This is a genomic window from Enterobacter cloacae complex sp. SHL022, assembly GCF_049237785.1.
Taxonomy (GTDB): domain Bacteria; phylum Pseudomonadota; class Gammaproteobacteria; order Enterobacterales; family Enterobacteriaceae; genus Enterobacter; species Enterobacter hormaechei_C.
In genome coordinates, this window is the sequence record NZ_JBMKJH010000016.1 from 1 (window position 1) to 17,566 (window position 17,566).

Here is a 17,566-nt window from a genome sequence, read left to right on the forward strand (position 1 = left end):
CGCCGTAGCGCCGATGGTAGTGTGGGGTCTCCCCATGTGAGAGTAGGGAACTGCCAGGCATCAAACAAGAAAAACCCCGTACCGTAAGGTACGGGGTTTTTTGCTTTGGGCGCGGAAAACATGCCGGATGGCGGCTTCCCCTTATCCGGCCTACAATTGTTAAAACAATTTTAACAATGGTGCCGCTTTGACTCGTTCCTTTGATTATCAACAAGATTTTGCCAATATTAATTTTCGCGAACATCCCGAACGGTATCAGGTGGGCCGGGGTGAGCAGGGCGTATTGATGGTCGAGCCTTATAAAAGCGAAATCCTTCCACACTGGCGTTATAGAAATGCTGAAGTCGCAGCGCGTTCGGCAGAAGAGATCTACGCCCTCTTTGAAGAGTACCGCAGGAATAACGATTTTGTAGGTATGGATATGGCGCGTAAATTCATACAGATGGGATACACCCGTGCCCGGCGATACGCCAATCATAAAGGCGGAAAAAAGTATGATGAGAAGCGCCAGGTCAAACCCCTCGATCACGATCCAGTAAAAGCAGAGGCCGCTGCGGTATTCAAAACGTGGTGGGATAAAATTCGTGCCGATGAAGATTATTTGCAGCGAAAAAAGGCTCACCAGCAAGCGTGGGGATAATTACTACGTCCGCTAATAATTCGATACCTGATCGAGTTCACAAAATCCAATGAAACATATTGGAAACATTTTATTTACCTAACGATTCGTTTTAAATCCGGTTTTACTGTTTGTGGGCAATGGCCCGCAATGTGAGACAGGGGATTTTAAAATGACAGAAACCGTAGCCAGTGCAGATACGGATAACACAAATTTAGCAGGCAAGGATACTCGCCGTCGGGTTTGGGCAATTGTTGGAGCCTCATCGGGGAACCTTGTAGAGTGGTTTGATTTTTACGTCTATTCATTCTGTTCACTCTACTTTGCGCATATCTTTTTCCCATCAGGGAACACCACAACGCAGCTTCTGCAAACCGCAGGCGTTTTTGCCGCCGGGTTCCTGATGCGTCCCATTGGCGGATGGCTGTTCGGCAGGATCGCGGACAGGAAAGGGCGCAAGACATCCATGCTCATCTCCGTATGCATGATGTGCGTCGGCTCGCTGGTGATTGCCTGCCTTCCCGGATATGACACTATCGGAACATGGGCACCGGCGTTGCTGTTGCTGGCACGTCTGTTCCAGGGGCTGTCAGTGGGTGGCGAATACGGCACCAGCGCGACATACATGAGCGAAGTGGCTGTTGAAGGGCGCAAAGGTTTCTATGCATCATTCCAGTATGTAACCCTCATTGGCGGACAGCTACTGGCGTTACTGGTTGTGGTGATCCTTCAACAAATCCTTAGCGATGAAGATTTACGCGCCTGGGGCTGGCGCATACCGTTTGCCCTGGGGGCCGCCCTGGCGGTTGTGGCGCTGTGGTTACGCCGTCAGCTTGATGAAACCTCCCAACAGGAGGTCAGGGCGCTGAAAGAAGCCGGTTCGATGAAAGGGCTGTGGCGTAACCGCAAAGCATTTTTGATGGTACTAGGCTTTACCGCCGCAGGCTCGCTAAGCTTCTATACCTTCACCACCTATATGCAAAAATATCTGGTCAACACGACGGGCATGCATGCTAACGTTGCGAGTGTCGTCATGACGGTGGCGTTACTGGTCTTTATGCTCATCCAGCCGATTGTTGGCGCGCTGTCGGACAAAATAGGTCGCCGCACCTCCATGCTGATCTTTGGTGGCATGCTCACCCTGGGGACTGTTCCGCTTTTGACGGCGCTACAGCATACAACCTCTCCGTATGCCGCTTTCGCTTTGATTATGGTGGCACTTATTATTATTAGTTTTTACACGGCAATCAGTGGCATTTTGAAAGCGGAAATGTTTCCCGCACAGGTGAGGGCGCTGGGCGTAGGCCTCTCTTATGCGGTCGCTAACGCCCTGTTTGGCGGATCAGCAGAATATGTCGCGCTATCCCTAAAGTCATGGGGCAGTGAAACGACCTTCTTCTGGTATGTCACCATCATGGGGGCGCTGGCGTTTATTGTCTCCCTGATGCTGCATCGTAAAGGAAAAGGGATCCGCCTTTAATAATGCGCCATCTGCCAGACGGCGTAGCCGGTTGTTGCCCCGGCTACGTCCCAGGCAAAATCTTTCCAGCTCCAGCCGCTTCCCGAGGGGCGGCTATCCCAAAGTTCTTTTGATGCCCCCAGGCTAATGGAGAACATGAGCCCCATTGTGGCACTTCGATCCCGGCTATACCCCTGGTGCAGCGCATACTCATTACCCGCAGCGGACAACATTGCAGACGCCAGAAAGTGTTGAGCTTTATCCTGACCCGACCAGTTATCATTAGCCATATGGCTGCAACCGGTCAGGAAAAGAGGGATTATCAGGAAAGGCGTACGCATTAACAGACTCCATAAAAAAGCCCCGTCGATGACAGGGCTCGTGTATTACAGAATGCGGCTGATGAGGCGGTCGATACGGATCCGACGTAGACGGCGAATCAGCTTGCGAACTTTCACCGGATAATCAGCGATGCTTTGCAGATCGCGATAATGACGAACCACGGTGGTATGCGTGCGTATAAGCTCCAGCTCACGATCGCGTTTCGCGGCTAACGCATGCTGAGGATCATGAATAAGGATGGCGTTTTCCAGATCCAGACGCCAGGCGCGTGGGTTCAGGTTATTACCGGTCAGCAGCATCCACTCGTCATCCACCCACATCCCTTTGAGGTGATAGCTGTTGTCTTCATCTTTCCAGAGACGCACAACCAGCTGGTCCGTGTTCACATAGTACTGTAAACGGCTCAGGAAGCGGCGCAGGTTAATCTCATAGAGATAAGGCAGTGCGCCGATGATCTTGAAAGGCTGATCTTCCGGAATGAAAAAGTCATTTGCCGTTTTATCCCCGACAATGATTTCCACCTTTTTACCATCACGCAGCAGCTGAATGATATTACGCACCAGAACGGCGGGAAGGTTAAAGTAAGGGGTGCAGATGGTGAGCTTATGTTCAGCGCACGGCATCAAATGAAAGATGGTCTTGTTCAGCAGGCTGGATTTCCCCAGGCCTACCAGGGGCGTAACGGACAGTTCTTCATTACTGGCATCACCCTGAAAACGATAAACCGCATCGCGCAGTTCCTGGCGGAAGGAGCGAACGTCGTTTTTGATTTCCGGGCTTTTCGGGCGATGAGGATCGTCAAGACGGTGCACACCCCGACCATGAACCAGGTTTTTATCAACCCAGTTGAACATGATGTCAGCCATCTGCGGATTGCGGATCAGATGGTAGCGATCGTAGCGGTATTTATCGAGCTGATGGAGATACACATCATTCAGGCTGGCGCCGCTATAAAGGACGCTGTCATCAATGATAAATCCTTTAAAATGAAGAACGCCAAGCGCTTCACGGGTATTCACCGGTACGCCATACACCGGGATATCAATACCCGGATTTTCCTGGGCCGTGCGGCAATACCAGTCAGCATTGGTATTCGAGGCAGCCGCACCAATACGGCCACGCTGAGCACGGTGCCAGTCAACCAGCACGCGAACATCCAGTTCCGGACGCTGACGTTTCGCTTCATAGAGCGCGTTCAGGATCGCACGCCCACCTTCATCTTGTTCAAGATAGAGCGCCACAATGCAAATACGTCGCGTAGCGCTGGCAATCTTTTCAAGAAGCGTCTCCCGGAAATGAGCGGGAGCATAAAAGAACTCTACATCATCAACTGACTGAGAAATCTTCGGTAGTTGAGCAAGGTGTTGTTGATGTTTATTACGCTTAAATTTTGACAACATCACAGTGCGTTTCTTCTCTGTTCATTGAAGGGTTGTCTGTACCAGGCAAACAACATAAGCGGACAATGATACCCCAGTGCCGGTAAAAGTGGGTAACATTTCCAGCAGCTTACTCTTGTTTATCCGTCGAAGTCAGGCTGAGGGACAGAGAGACAATGCCTTCATCCAGCTGGATATCAACGTCAAAACCGAGCTTCCGCGCCAGGGTCACCATACCCCGATTGTTTGGCATAGTAATGCCATTCAGGCGTGACAATCCGTGATCGCGCGTATAACCAATGAGTTTTTCGAGCAGCCGTCTGCCCAACCCCAAACCCTTAAGATCGGAACGCACCAGTACGGCAAACTCGGCATCCACGTTATCCGGGTCGGAAATGGCACGCGTCACGCCGAGGATCTCCTCTCCCGCTCCGGAACGGCGGACCGCCACAATCGCCATTTCTCGATCGTAGTCGATCTGGGTCATATTGGCTAAATCGTCATGGGTAAATTCATTGATTTCGCTGAAATAGCGATAGTACAAATCTTCCTTCGTCACCTGCGAGATGAACGCCCGCAGCAGCGGCTCGTCTTCCGGCAGGATAGGGCGAAACAGCGCCCGCTCCCCATTTTTCATCTCCACCCACTCTTCCAGATGAAGAGGATAAGGACGAATGGCGAGACGGCTTTCCGGGTCACCGATATAGGGCGCAATATCCAGCGTCACGTCCAGGGCGGTAAATTCATTTCCGGAGGCAAGAAGGGGGTGAATATCCAGGCGCTGGATCTCCGCACAGTCAACAATGAGGTTGGAGACCTTCACCAGAAACTGGCTTAACCCGGCGATATCAAGCGGCCGCAGAGCGCTTCTCCCGCGGATTTTTTTGCTTTTGATGGCCTGAATAATTAAATAACGCGCCAGGTTCATGTTCAGAGGGGGAAGCGCGACAACCGCCTGTTCTTCTGGCCGCCACTCAACGCCGCCATCACCCAGCATAATGAGCGGGCCAAAAACCGGATCGTGTTCGACAACCACGCGCAGCTCCTGCGCACCCGCACGGTTGGCCATGCTCTGCACCAACAGGCCGTGGATCCTGGCCTGTGGCCACGTCATTTTTACGCGATCTATAATGGCATCCGCGGCCTGTTGTACTTCTGTCGCGGTGCGCAGATACAGCATGACGCCCTGCACATCCGATTTGTGCGGAATATCGGGAGAGCGCAGCTTCAGCGCGACCGGATAACCAATCTGCTCAGCAATATGTACCGCCTCAGCGCTGTCGCCGGCAATCCAGGTGGGCAGGGTTTGCATTCCATAACTGCCAAGAATGGGTTGTACCTCATGTGTATCAAGAGAAGTGGCGCCCTCTTCGATGGCCTGCTGCAAAAGCCTGTGCACATCCACCGAATTTGCGGTGAGATTGCCCGGCAGGGCAGGCGTTTCACGCAGCTGCTTCTGGTTGCGGCGGTATTCAACCATATGCATAAACGCGGTAATGGTGCCCTCTGGGGTACGGTAGGTTGGCAACCCGGCTTCACTAAACAGACGCCGTGCCTCCTGCGAGGAGAATTCGCCGCACCAGTTGGTCAGCAGGGTAACGTATTTACCGCGGGGATGGTTTCGGACCGCCTCAATCAGCGCACGCGCACTTTCGCTGCCTGGCGCAACCGCGCTGGGCGAATGGATAATCATCAGCGCATCAAAGTCCTGGCTATCCAGCAAAATCGTGATCGCCTTAATGTAACGATCGCTGCTGGCATCATCGCACAAATCGAGGGGATTATCGGGAACAACGCTTCCCGGTAACGCATCCCGCAGGCGCTGGAGCGTCTCTTCACCCAGCGTGGCCAGCTTGCCGTTGCGTAGCCAGAGCTCGTCCAGCGCCAGGGCGGCGGGAGCTGCACCGTTGCTGACAATCATCAGCTTTTCACCGCGCAGGGGGCGCATGTGGCTTAACGTTTCGACGGCGGAAAAAAGCTCGTGCGTATCCTGTACCCGCAGTAAACCGGCGCGCTGGATCGCTGCATCCCATGCGGGATCCATCCCGGAACGGGAATGTAGCAGGCGCTGAGCCGCGGGGCTGCGCCCGCTTTTGATGACCAGAATCGGTTTATTACGTGATGCGCTACGCGACGCCGACACAAAACGACGGGCGTCGCTCAGGTGTTCAAGGTAGAGCAGGATAGCGCTGGTTTTGCTGTCACGCGCCAGGAAATCCAACAGCTCATCGACGTCAATGTCCAGGCTGTCGCCGAGGGCAATGAAATAGGAAAAGCCCATCTCACGCTGCTGCGCCCAGTCGAGGATGGTATTGGATACCGCAGCCGACTGCGAAATAAAGGCCAGTTTGCCTTTACGGATCGGAACCGGGGAAAAACTGGCATTCAGCCCTTGCCAGGGCGCAAGCAGACCGAGGCTATTTGGACCAAGAATGCGCATCTGGTAGCGGCTGGCGCAGGTCAGCAGTTCGGGCTGCTGTTCAGGAGGCGAGGAAAGAATAATGCAGGTTTTACAGCCTTTCTGACCGAGCGACTCAAGCAATTCGAGGTTTCGTTTCGCATGCGTACAGAGCACGGCGAGGTCGGGAACAAACGGTAAACTTTGCACGTCCGGCCACGCCAGCACCCCCTGTACCGCCTTATAAGCGGGCGTAACGGGCATGACCGGGCCGTTAAACCCGCCAGCCAGCAGATTGCGCATCATCAGATACCCTGCGCGGTCCGGTTTCATCGAGGCGCCAATAACGGCAATGGATTTCGGACGGAGTAGCGCTTCTAACCCTCTCTGGCTCATGCAGGCCTCCTGTGAATGCAAGCGACCTGATGATTTTAAACGCTTTCTGCCTCAGTTGCTGTGACACTACCCTTATGAACGGTTTTTCCCGCAAGATAACGTTCGCGGAAGCAGGAGAAGTGACTGCCCAGCGCGCCGGCCGCCTGGGTATCGCCCGCCAGATCCAGTAGCGCTATGGCGACTTCAGCGGTGCAATATTGACCGTCGGCATGCGCTTCACGCAAGCGATAGGCCGAAACACGCGACAGATCGACGGAAATCACCGGCAGCGCATCAAGATAAGGGCTTTTGCGAAACATCTTTCTTGCTTCGGTCCAGGTGCCGTCGAGCATAATAAACAGCGGCGGCTTACCGGATGGTGGCGCCGTAAGTACCTGACGTTGTTCGCCTGCATATGATGCCGGGAAAACGACCATGGGCTGATAGTCCGGGCTTGCCACCAGGTCGAGCAGAGCCTGAGGTGGCTCAGTGCGCGACCACTGAAACGCTGCGGTGTTGGGCAGAATATCGGCGATCAAACGCCCTGTGTTGCTGGGCTTCATCGGTTCGGTATCGAACATGACCAGACAAAAGCGGCTTTTCGCCTCGCTCGGTGCAAGCGTTTCGCACAGACACACTTTCAGCGGTAAAAGGCAGCGCTGGCAGCGGCGAATACGATTGCCTCGGGCCAGAAAAGGGCGGGTGGCGCGCGCAAGGCGCTCGGCGCGTAATTGAAGTACAGCGTTATCAGTCATGGGCGAAAAGGCAGGAAAAACCCCATTTTCGCAGAGGAGAGAACGGGGCACAAGATATGCCCCGCGAATGTTACAGGGATTCGTTTAACCAGCTGTCGAAAGGCGCTTTCGGTACTGCACCATTGAGCATGTCGATCACTTCACCATTTTTGAAAATCATAATGGTTGGAATGCTGCGAATGCGAAAACGGGCGCTGAGTTCACGTTCCGCTTCGGTATTCACTTTGACAAAACGCATTTTCCCGCTGCGCTCTTCAGCCACGTCTTCGAAGATGGGCGCAAAGTTACGGCAGGGGCCGCACCACGGTGCCCAGAAATCGACCACAACAGGCAGATCGTCCTTGAGGAGTTTGTCCAGCGTAGCACCCGTCGCGTTAATGACATCGCCATCAAATAATTCGTGGCCACAACGCCCGCATTTCGCACCGTCATCCATCCGATCGTCCGGAATGCGGTTTAAAGCCTGACAGTTGGCACATACGGTATTCATAACTAACCTCTGATAGAGCCGTGGAACAACGGCAGAACGCCGATAATGTTTCTGATATGTTACATATTATCAGTGAGCCTGTATGAAACGACAACGCGTTTTATTCAATGGGAACAATAGTCACAGGCTTTTGTACGAAATTATGGCTATGAGCTTGCACATCGGGTAATCTGCGCGCTTCGCGCAGCGCTGGTGGAGAAAAGCATGAACGACGAAATGAAAAACAAAAGCGGCAAGGTCAAAGTGATGTATGTCCGCAGTGATGATGACTCTGATAAACGCACCCAAAATCCGCGTACCGGAAAAGGTGGCGGGCGTCCGGCGTCTTCTCGTGCAGACGGTGGCCGTCGCCCCGCCCGCGATGACAGAAATAACCGCGGCGATGACCGCAAACGTGATGACCGTAAGCGTGACGATCGCAAACGCGATGATTTTGTCCGCGACGGTGGATCGCCATGGCGTACCGTTTCTCGCGCGCCCGGTGAAGAGACGACCGAAAAAGCCGATCACGGCGGTATCAGCGGAAAAAGCTTTATCGATCCGGAAGTGCTGCGTCGTCAGCGTGCGGAAGAGACCCGTGTCTACGGTGAGAACGCCTGTCAGGCCCTGTTCCAGAGCCGCCCGGAGTGTATCGTTCGTGCATGGTTTATCCAGAGCGTGACCCCGCGCTTTAAAGAAGCGCTGCGCTGGATGGCGGCGAACCGCAAAGCCTACCACGTGGTTGACGATGCCGAGCTGACAAAAGCGTCCGGTACAGAACACCACGGCGGCGTCTGCTTCCTGATCAAAAAACGTAACGGCACTACCGTGCAGCAGTGGGTTAGCCAGGCGGATGCCGATGACTGCGTACTGGCGCTGGAAGATGTGGGTAACCCGCATAACTTGGGCGCTATGATGCGTAGCTGCGCGCACTTTGGCGTGAAAGGCGTTCTGTTGCAGGATGCCGCGCTGCTGGAATCCGGTGCGGCGATTCGTACCGCGGAAGGTGGTGCAGAGCACGTTCAGCCGATCACCGGCGACAGCGTGCTGGAAGCCCTTGAACAATTCCGTAACGCGGGCTACACCATTGTCACCACCTCAAGCCGTGCCGCTACGCCGTTGTTTAAAGCGACGTTGCCGCGCAAAATGGTGCTGGTGTTAGGTCAGGAGCGCGATGGTCTGTCTGATGCGGCACTCTCCAGCGCTGACCTGAGCGTCTCTATCGACGGCACTGGCAACGTTGAAAGCCTGAACGTATCCGTTGCGACCGGCGTGCTGCTGGCGGAATGGTGGCGTCAGAACAAGGCATAAGCCTTTTATGTGCCGGGCCTGACCCGGCACATTCAAACCCTACTCGCTCTCTGCCGGTAACACAGGCATCCAGTCAATCGGCTTTTCGCCACGCTTTTCCAGCCACTCATTCGTCAGAACAAAATGATTACTGCCAAAGAAACCACGATGCGCAGACAGCGGCGACGGGTGCGGCGCCTTCAGCACGTGATGACGCTGACGATCGATAATCGCCCCTTTCTTTTGGGCATGCGAACCCCAGAGTAAAAACACGACGCCTTCACGATGCTCATTGATCAGGCTGATAACCTTATCGGTAAAGGTTTCCCAACCCAGACTGGCGTGGGAGTGTGCCTGACCCGCCCGGACAGTTAATACGGTATTCAGCAACAGCACGCCCTGGCGCGCCCAGCTTTCCAGATAACCGTGATTAGGGCGGGTGAAACCCGGAATCGTTCCTTCCAGCTCTTTATACATATTCAACAGAGAAGGGGGGATGGCCACGCCCGGACGCACGGAAAATGCCAGTCCGTGAGCCTGCCCGGGGCCGTGGTACGGATCCTGCCCCAGGATAACCACCTTTACATCGCTCAGTTCGGTGTAGCGGAAGGCGTTAAACACATCTTTCTGCGGCGGATAAATTGTCTGGCCGGCCTGCCGTTCAGCCGCAACGGTACTGAGGGTATTTATAAAATAGGGCTGCTGCTTCTCTTCAGCCAGCACGTCATGCCAGGTTAAAGGTGTTGTCATCTCGCTCTCCTGCGAATCTCATTCTGTGTCTAGCTTACCTGTTAAACCCCAACGAGCAAAATTACCCGCGGAAAAGCAGGCTAAGTGACTCAATTTATGTTGAAAACCAGGCAGGATAAGTTGAATTAGTAACCCTTTAAAATTGATCTAAAACAAAAAATACAGACCACACTCTTTGTGTGGTTGGTGGTTTTGTTGATTTAAATCAATAAATCACCCGGGTCTGAATGTTATATATACACACAACAAACAATGGTTTTACCAATTGGCCGCAAAAGGCCAGCATCAGTTAATGTAGCCTAAGGGAGGCAACACATGATTACAGGTATCCAGATTACTAAAGCTGCAAATGACGATCTGCTGAACTCTTTCTGGCTGCTGGACAGCGAGAAAAACGAAGCGCGCTGTGTAGTAGCGAAAGCAGGTTTTGCGGAAGACGAAATCGTTCCGGTGAGCAAACTGGGCGAAATTGAATACCGTGAAATTCCAATGCAAGTGCAGCCAGAAGTACGCGTGGAAGGTGGTCAGCACCTGAACGTTAACGTCCTGCGTCGCGAAACGCTGATGGATGCCGTTGAGCACCCGGAAAAATACCCGCAGCTGACCATCCGTGTGTCTGGCTATGCGGTGCGTTTCAACTCTCTGACCCCGGAACAGCAGCGCGACGTTATCGCGCGTACCTTTACTGAAAGCCTGTAAGGTTTCAGCTTTGGGGGTGGAATAAAAAAGCCGGGAATGTCCCGGCTTTTTTTTACTCTTCCGTTTTTGTCTCTGACGCAGCAGAGCTTGGCTTACGGCGCTTACCAATATTTTTGGTATCGCGGTGGCGCTGTTTAACGCGCGGCTTCTCTTTTTCTTTCTCTTTTCTCTCAGCACGTTTCGCGAGCGCTTTCTTGGACGGTTTACCCGTCATTTTTTCACTCGGCGCACGTGTGGTCGGACGAAGTCCGTCAATCACGCGAGCTTTCAGCGGCTCCTCAACGTAGCGGCCAATTTTCTGTAGCAGCAAATAGTCGTGCGCTTCTACCAGAGAGATAGCAATACCTTTGCGGCCCGCACGGCCGGTACGACCAATACGGTGCAGGTAAGTATCACCGCTGCGCGGCATATCAAAGTTGATCACGTGGCTCACGTCCGGGATGTCGATCCCGCGCGCGGCAACGTCGGTGGCAACCAGCACATTCACGCGGCCATCGGTCAGGCGCTTAATCCCTTCGGTACGCTTAACCTGCGCCATTTCACCTTCGAGATAGCAGTTGTTGATACCGGCATTGCGCAGCATTTCTGCCAGTTCATGCACGCGCTCACGTTTGCGTACGAATACGATGGTACGGGTTGCCTCTTCCTGCTTCAGCAGGTGTTTCAACAACTCAACCTTATGCTCAAGGTTATCTGCGCGGTAGTACCACTGGTGGATCTTCTTACGCTCACGGGTCGATGGCGTAGCGGACACTTCCACCGGATCTTCCAGCAGACGTTCGGCGAAATCTTTAATGGCATCCCCTTCAAGGGTTGCCGAGAACAGCATTGTCTGGTTACGCCAGCGCGTTTCACCCGCGATGTGTTCGATATCCTGGGCAAAGCCCATGTCCAGCATGCGGTCAGCTTCATCGAGAATCAGCGTTTCCACTGCGCGGCAGTCGAAGTTCTCTTCTTTTATGTATTGCAGCAGACGGCCTGTCGTCGCGACAACGATATCCTGGTTTTCGCTGAACACTTCGGCGTGGTTCATATACGCTACGCCGCCGGTGATGGTCGCGATATCCAGATGGGTGTTCGCCGCCAGCTCACGCGCGTGTTCGGCAACCTGCATCGCCAGTTCACGGGTCGGGGTCAGGATCAAAATGCGCGGCGGGCCTGATTTTTTACGCGGAAAGTCGAGCAAATGCTGCAACACAGGCAGCAAGTAGGCTGCTGTCTTCCCCGTGCCGGTTGGCGCAGAACCGAGCACATCGCGGCCCTCAAGCGCAGGCGGAATGGCCGCGGCCTGAATGGCGGTCGGGCGTGTAAAGCCTTTGCTCTCAAGGGCATTGAGCAGGCTTTCATCGAGTTCAAGTTCGGAAAAAGTCGTTACAGTCATGTTCTACCTCTGTGTGGGGCGCTGATTATAGACGTTACGGCTGTAATCTTCATCTGTTTGTATGGATATCGCTTTTCGACCACTTCGCTTTCCCCTATGCTACTCCAGTTTCACTCAGAAGGTTGCCCTGACATGTCTCAACTCAAAGCGCAGTTGCGCCGCGATGGTTTTACGTTTAAACAGTTTTTTGTGGCGCACGATCGTTGTGCGATGAAAGTCGGTACAGACGGTATTTTACTGGGGGCATGGGCTCCTGTCGCAGGTGTAAAACGCATTCTGGATATTGGTACGGGCAGCGGACTTCAGGCGCTGATGCTGGCGCAGCGAACGGAAGAACACGTCACGATCGATGCCGTTGAGCTTGATCCTCAGGCGGCCCGGCAGGCAAGTGAAAACGCTGCCGACTCTCCGTGGGCAGAACGCATCAGGGTAGAATGCGCCGATGTCCTGACCTGGGCGCCGGAGCAGACCGCGCGTTACGATTTGATTGTCAGCAATCCGCCATATTTTACGCCAGGCGTGGAATGTGGCACGCCGGAACGCGAGCAGGCACGTTACACCGGCTCGCTCGATCACAAGGCGCTACTGACCAGTTCGGCGGAGCTCATCTCGGAAGAGGGATTTTTCTGCGTGGTCTTGCCTGTAAGCACGGGTAATACCTTCATTGAGATCGCACATGAGATCGGCTGGAATCTGCGTCTTCGTACCGATATTTCGGATACGGAAGGACGCTTACCGCACCGCGTGTTGCTGGCACTCTCGCCGAAAGAGGGCGAGTGCTTTATCGACAGGATGGTCATTCGTGGGCCAGACCAGCGTTATTCCGAAGATTACACAGCTCTGACCCAGGCCTTTTATCTGTTTATGTGAACCTGCGGCGTCAACACCGACGGCCCGGACGTTTCAAGCGGTTCGGGATAGTCCAGCGTATAATGCAGGCCACGGCTCTCTTTGCGCATCATTGCACAGCGCACAATCAGCTCGGCAACCTGCACAAGGTTGCGCAGCTCCAGCAGATTATTAGAAACGCGGAAGTTGGCGTAATATTCATCGATTTCCTGCTGCAACATCATGATGCGGCGTAACGCGCGTTCCAGACGCTTCGTTGTACGTACAATCCCGACATAATCCCACATGAAAAGCCGCAGCTCGTGCCAGTTATGCTGGATTACCACCAGTTCGTCCGGGTTTTCTACCCGACTTTCATCCCATGCCGGCAAGTGTGTTGTCGGACGTGCATAGGGCATGCGTTTGGTAATATCTTCCGCAGCCGACCACCCATACACCAGACACTCCAGCAGCGAGTTTGAGGCCATGCGATTCGCACCATGCAGGCCGGTATAGCTGACCTCGCCGATCGCATACAAACCATCCACGTCGGTACGACCATGATCGTCAACCATCACCCCGCCACAGGTATAGTGGGCGGCAGGTACAATCGGCACCGGATCGCGGGTTAGATCAATACCCAGACTCAGCAGCTTTTCATAAATCATCGGGAAGTGCTGGCGAATAAAGTCTGCCGGTTTATGGCTAATGTCCAGATACATACAGTCCACGCCAAGCCGCTTCATCTCGTGGTCAATGGCGCGGGCCACGATATCCCGCGGTGCCAGTTCACCTCGGGGGTCGAAGTCCGGCATAAACCTGGAACCGTCCGGACGCTTCAGATACGCGCCTTCGCCACGCAACGCTTCAGTTAACAGGAAGTTACGCGCCTGCGGGTGGAACAGGGCGGTAGGATGGAACTGGTTAAACTCCAGATTCGCCACGCGGCAACCTGCGCGCCAGGCCATGGCGATACCGTCTCCGGAGGCGATATCCGGGTTAGTCGTGTACTGGTAAACCTTGGAGGCGCCGCCGGTGGCCAGCACAACGGCTTTTGCCTGGCAGGTTTCCACCTTCTCTTTATTCCGATTCCACACCCATGCGCCGACAACACGGCGCGTGCCGGGCAGGCCAATTTTATCGGAAATAATCAGGTCGACGGCGTTGCTGCGCTCTAGTACCCGAATATTGGGATGGCTGAGGGCTTTGCTGACCAGCGTGGTTTCAACCGCTTTTCCGGTTGCATCAGCAGCGTGCAGAATACGGCGGTGGCTGTGCCCGCCTTCACGGGTCAGGTGATAGCTCTCTTCACCATTAGGCTGAACCTGCGTATCAAACAGCACGCCCTGATCGATAAGCCATTGCACGCAGTGGCGTGCATTGCTGGCGACAAACTCTGCGGCATGCTTATCCACAATCCCGGCGCCGGCAATCAGGGTGTCTTCTACATGCGAGGCAATGCTATCCGTTTCATCAAACACCGCGGCAATACCGCCTTGTGCATAGAAGGTGGAACCTTCGCTCATCGGCCCTTTACTCAGCACGATTACGTTCTGATGTTCCGCCAGGCGCAGTGCGAGGGAGAGGCCGGCAGCACCGCTGCCAATGATCAGTACATCACAATGAAGTTCAGGCGTCGTGTTCATGATGTTTGTTTAATTTACTAAACATGGTGTGGGGAGAATAGCATTGCGATGCGAGATATCGCACGTTTTTTTTGAGGTGTGTTGCAATGACTAAACGGAATCCCGGAGGTTAAATCTGCGCTAAATGGCCGGAAATATTTTGCGAAGCAGATCGTTAGCTTCAGATTTTGTGGTGAAATAAAGCCTGTGTTGCGTTACTCTTCTGACGATAAAGTTAATGATTCTTGTCAGAAAGCGGGTGCGTATCGTGAACAGACTTATAATGAGAGAAAATGAATGGTCTGCGGCGCGATGAACAAAAACAAAGGCGTTACGGAACTTATTGAAGAACAGACACTCTAATTCGGTGCTTGCTCAAAGTGCAATGTTGTTAGAGTGGCGTTTCGATAACGCGTGGAATTTGGTTTGGGGAGACATTACCTCGGATGAGCGAGCAGTTAACGGACCAGGTCCTGGTTGAACGGGTCCAGAAGGGAGATCAGAAAGCTTTTAACCTACTGGTGGTGCGCTACCAGCATAAGGTAGCGAGTCTGGTTTCCCGCTATGTACCGTCAGGCGATGTTCCTGATGTTGTACAAGAGTCTTTTATTAAGGCCTATCGCGCGCTGGATTCATTCCGGGGGGATAGTGCTTTTTATACCTGGCTGTATCGTATTGCAGTCAATACGGCTAAGAATTATTTGGTTGCTCAGGGCCGGCGTCCGCCTTCAAGTGATGTTGACGCTATCGACGCAGAAAACTTCGAAAGTGGCGGCGCGCTGAAAGAAATTTCGAACCCTGAGAACTTAATGTTGTCAGAAGAACTGAGACAAATCGTTTTTCGCACGATCGAGTCGCTCCCGGAAGATTTACGCATGGCAATTACGTTACGGGAGCTGGATGGCCTAAGCTATGAAGAGATAGCCGCCATCATGGATTGTCCGGTCGGCACGGTTCGTTCACGAATTTTCCGTGCGCGAGAAGCCATTGATAATAAAGTTCAACCGCTTATCAGGCGTTGACGATAGCGGGATACTGGAAAAGGTATTAGGCATGCAGAAAGAAAAACTTTCCGCTTTAATGGATGGTGAAACGCTGGATAATGAGCTGCTCGATGAGTTGTCTCATTCTCCCGAAATGCAACAGACCTGGGAGAGCTATCATCTTATCCGCGACACGCTGCGCGGTGATACCAGTGAGGTTCTCCATTTCGATATCTCAGCACGCGTTATGGCGGCCATTGAGAACGAACCTGTTCATCAGACCACGCCGCTGATTCCTGAAGCGCAGCCTGCACCTCACCAGTGGCAGAAAATGCCGTTCTGGCACAAGGTGCGTCCATGGGCCAGCCAGCTCACCCAGATGGGGGTCGCTGCGTGCGTATCGCTTGCAGTTATCGTTGGGGTCCAGCACTATAACACTCAGTCTGAAGCCAATCAGCAACCTGAAGCGCCAGTGTTTAATACGCTGCCGATGATGGGTAAAGCCAGCCCGGTTAGCCTGGGCGTACCGGCAGATGCCTCCGCAAGCGGCGGACAGCAACAGCAGGTACAGGAGCAGCGCCGTCGCATTAATGCGATGTTGCAGGATTACGAGTTGCAGCGCCGTCTGCACTCCGAGCAGCTTCAGTTTGAGCAGGCCCAAACCCAGCAGGCTGCTGTGCAGGTGCCAGGAAACCAAACTTTAGGAACGCAATCGCAGTAATGAAGCAACTTTGGTTCGCCATGTCTTTGATGGCGGGTAGCCTGTTCTTCTCTGCTAACGCCTCGGCTGATGTTTCATCCGGGGCGTTGTTGCAGCAAATGAATCTGGCCAGCCAGTCACTCAATTACGAGTTGGCATTTATCAGCATCAATAAGCAGGGTGTCGAATCGTTACGCTATCGCCACGCCCGCCTTGATAACCAGCCGCTCGCCCAGCTTTTACAGATGGATGGCCCGCGTCGGGAAGTGGTCCAGCGTGGGAACGAAATCAGCTATTTCGAGCCTGGCCTTGAGCCGTTTACGCTCAATGGTGACTACATCGTTGACTCCCTGCCGTCGCTCATTTACACCGATTTTAAACGTCTCGCCCCCTACTATGATTTTATCTCGGTGGGGCGAACGCGTATTGCCGACAGGCTGTGCGAAGTGATCCGCGTTGTTGCGCGGGATGGGACGCGTTACAGCTATATCGTCTGGATTGACGCAGAGACGAAGCTGCCGATGCGCGTTGATCTGCTCGATCGCGACGGTGAAACGCTGGAGCAGTTCCGTGTGATCTCCTTTGACGTAAACAGTCAGGTCGGCAACAGCATGCAGAATCTGGCCAAAGCCAGCCTGCCGCCTTTGCTTTCCGTGCCTGCCGGCGATTCTGTCAATTTTAACTGGGTACCATCCTGGATCCCGCAAGGGTTCAGCGAAGTTTCCAGCAGTCGTCGCCAGCTGCCTACTATCGAAACTCCGGTTGAGTCGCGACTCTATTCCGATGGGCTGTTTAGCTTCTCGGTGAATATTAATCGCGCTACGGCGAACAGTTCCGAACAGATGCTCCGTACCGGTCGCCGGACGGTCAGCACGACGGTGCGCGATAATGCGGAAATTACCATTGTCGGTGAATTACCGCCGCCAACGGCAAAACGTATTTCCGACAGCATTAAATTCAGGGCTGCGCAATGATTAAAGAGTGGGCCACGGTCGTATCCTGGCAGGATGGCGTAGCGCTTGTTAGCTGTGACGTTAAAGCATCATGCAGCAGTTGCGCTTCGCGAGCCGGTTGCGGCAGCCGCGTGTTGAATAAGCTGGGGCCGCAAACGTCGCACACTATTGCTGTGCCGAGCGATCAGCCGCTGGTGGCAGGGCAAAAAGTGGAGCTGGGCATCGCTGAAGGTAGTCTGCTCACTTCCGCCATGCTGGTTTACCTTTCTCCGCTGGCAGGTCTGTTCGTGATGGGCGGGGTTTTCCAGATGCTGTTCGGCACAGATTTGGCCGCCATGTGCGGGGCCGCGTTGGGCGGCGTGGGCGGGTTCTGGCTTGCTAAAGGCGTTTCCCCAAGGCTTGCCGCCCGGGAAGCGTGGCAGCCCGTTATCCTCAGCGTTGCACTGGCACCCGACCAACTTCGTGTTGAGACGCTCTCTTCTGAGGCCCGGTGATCTGCCGGGCTTTATTATTATTTACATCGCAATAAAGAAAACGCCGTCTCTTCGCGCTATACCTGGC

The 17,566-nt window shown here is 53.9% G+C and carries 17 protein-coding genes; 9 read left to right on the plus strand and 8 right to left on the minus strand.

Annotated elements, in window-relative coordinates:
• Positions 1-187: 187 nt before the first annotated feature.
• The gene (locus tag ACOTZD_RS21905) at positions 188-640 is read left to right on the plus strand and encodes a DUF4385 domain-containing protein (RefSeq protein WP_174402422.1); all 453 of its coding nucleotides are present in this window, start codon (positions 188-190) and stop codon (positions 638-640) included.
• 151 nt (positions 641-791) lie between these two features.
• The gene (locus ACOTZD_RS21910; protein WP_048208219.1) at positions 792-2,099 is read left to right on the plus strand and encodes an MFS family transporter; all 1,308 of its coding nucleotides are present in this window, start codon (positions 792-794) and stop codon (positions 2,097-2,099) included.
• Here the strand turns inward: ACOTZD_RS21910 and ACOTZD_RS21915 are convergent.
• The 5 genes from ACOTZD_RS21915 to trxC form a co-directional block, all read right to left on the minus strand.
• Positions 2,096-2,419 (minus strand): YfiM family lipoprotein, encoded by a 324-nt coding sequence (locus ACOTZD_RS21915; protein WP_003860739.1) that lies wholly within the window; start codon positions 2,417-2,419, stop codon positions 2,096-2,098. The two genes, ACOTZD_RS21910 and ACOTZD_RS21915, sit on opposite strands and share 4 nt — an antisense overlap.
• Positions 2,420-2,464: 45 nt before the next feature.
• Positions 2,465-3,820, minus strand: coding sequence for a CDP-diacylglycerol--serine O-phosphatidyltransferase (pssA, locus tag ACOTZD_RS21920; RefSeq protein ID WP_026094276.1), 1,356 nt, complete (start codon positions 3,818-3,820; stop codon positions 2,465-2,467).
• A gap of 109 nt (positions 3,821-3,929) precedes the next feature.
• Entirely contained in the window at positions 3,930-6,593 is a 2,664-nt protein-coding gene (locus ACOTZD_RS21925) for a bifunctional acetate--CoA ligase family protein/GNAT family N-acetyltransferase (RefSeq protein WP_174402421.1), read from the minus strand.
• A gap of 35 nt (positions 6,594-6,628) precedes the next feature.
• A complete protein-coding gene (gene tapT, locus ACOTZD_RS21930) occupies positions 6,629-7,327 on the minus strand; it encodes a tRNA-uridine aminocarboxypropyltransferase (RefSeq protein WP_003860734.1) in 699 nt (232 codons plus the stop codon).
• A gap of 70 nt (positions 7,328-7,397) precedes the next feature.
• Positions 7,398-7,817, minus strand: coding sequence for a thioredoxin TrxC (gene trxC / locus ACOTZD_RS21935; protein WP_003860733.1), 420 nt, complete (start codon positions 7,815-7,817; stop codon positions 7,398-7,400).
• Positions 7,818-8,021: 204 nt separating this feature from the next.
• Here trxC and ACOTZD_RS21940 point away from each other — a divergent pair, with 204 nt between their 5' ends.
• A complete protein-coding gene (locus tag ACOTZD_RS21940) occupies positions 8,022-9,107 on the plus strand; it encodes a tRNA/rRNA methyltransferase (RefSeq protein ID WP_023314680.1) in 1,086 nt (361 codons plus the stop codon).
• A 39-nt stretch (positions 9,108-9,146) separates the two neighbouring features.
• Here the strand turns inward: ACOTZD_RS21940 and ung are convergent, their stop codons facing one another.
• Entirely contained in the window at positions 9,147-9,836 is a 690-nt protein-coding gene (gene ung, locus ACOTZD_RS21945) for a uracil-DNA glycosylase (protein WP_003860729.1), read from the minus strand.
• 315 nt (positions 9,837-10,151) lie between these two features.
• Here ung and grcA point away from each other — a divergent pair, with 315 nt between their 5' ends.
• The gene (grcA, locus tag ACOTZD_RS21950) at positions 10,152-10,535 is read left to right on the plus strand and encodes an autonomous glycyl radical cofactor GrcA (RefSeq protein WP_003860727.1); all 384 of its coding nucleotides are present in this window, start codon (positions 10,152-10,154) and stop codon (positions 10,533-10,535) included.
• 52 nt (positions 10,536-10,587) lie between these two features.
• On the opposite strand, the gene srmB is transcribed toward grcA, so the two are convergent.
• The gene (srmB, locus tag ACOTZD_RS21955) at positions 10,588-11,916 is read right to left on the minus strand and encodes an ATP-dependent RNA helicase SrmB (RefSeq protein ID WP_174402419.1); all 1,329 of its coding nucleotides are present in this window, start codon (positions 11,914-11,916) and stop codon (positions 10,588-10,590) included.
• Between the two features lie 132 nt (positions 11,917-12,048).
• Here srmB and trmN point away from each other — a divergent pair, with 132 nt between their 5' ends.
• Positions 12,049-12,786, plus strand: a complete 738-nt coding sequence (gene trmN / locus ACOTZD_RS21960; protein ID WP_045894642.1) for a tRNA(1)(Val) (adenine(37)-N(6))-methyltransferase TrmN — start codon at positions 12,049-12,051, stop codon at positions 12,784-12,786.
• Here the strand turns inward: trmN and nadB are convergent.
• A complete protein-coding gene (nadB, locus tag ACOTZD_RS21965) occupies positions 12,771-14,390 on the minus strand; it encodes an L-aspartate oxidase (protein ID WP_045894643.1) in 1,620 nt (539 codons plus the stop codon). The two genes, trmN and nadB, sit on opposite strands and share 16 nt — an antisense overlap.
• A 425-nt stretch (positions 14,391-14,815) precedes the next feature.
• On the opposite strand from nadB, the gene rpoE reads away from it, so the two are divergent.
• The 4 genes from rpoE to rseC are packed head-to-tail and all read left to right on the plus strand — an operon-like array spanning position 14,816 to position 17,499.
• On the plus strand, positions 14,816-15,391 hold the full coding sequence (gene rpoE, locus ACOTZD_RS21970) for an RNA polymerase sigma factor RpoE (protein ID WP_006176728.1): 576 nt from the start codon (positions 14,816-14,818) through the stop codon (positions 15,389-15,391).
• Between the two features lie 31 nt (positions 15,392-15,422).
• Positions 15,423-16,073, plus strand: coding sequence for an anti-sigma-E factor RseA (gene rseA / locus ACOTZD_RS21975; protein ID WP_003860719.1), 651 nt, complete (start codon positions 15,423-15,425; stop codon positions 16,071-16,073).
• Positions 16,073-17,026, plus strand: coding sequence for a sigma-E factor regulatory protein RseB (gene rseB, locus ACOTZD_RS21980; protein ID WP_003860717.1), 954 nt, complete (start codon positions 16,073-16,075; stop codon positions 17,024-17,026). Before rseA ends, rseB begins: the two co-directional genes overlap by 1 nt.
• Complete coding sequence (gene rseC, locus ACOTZD_RS21985) at positions 17,023-17,499, plus strand: SoxR-reducing system protein RseC (RefSeq protein WP_006811609.1); 477 nt, start codon at positions 17,023-17,025, stop codon at positions 17,497-17,499. Before rseB ends, rseC begins: the two co-directional genes overlap by 4 nt.
• Positions 17,500-17,566: the final 67 nt, after the last annotated feature.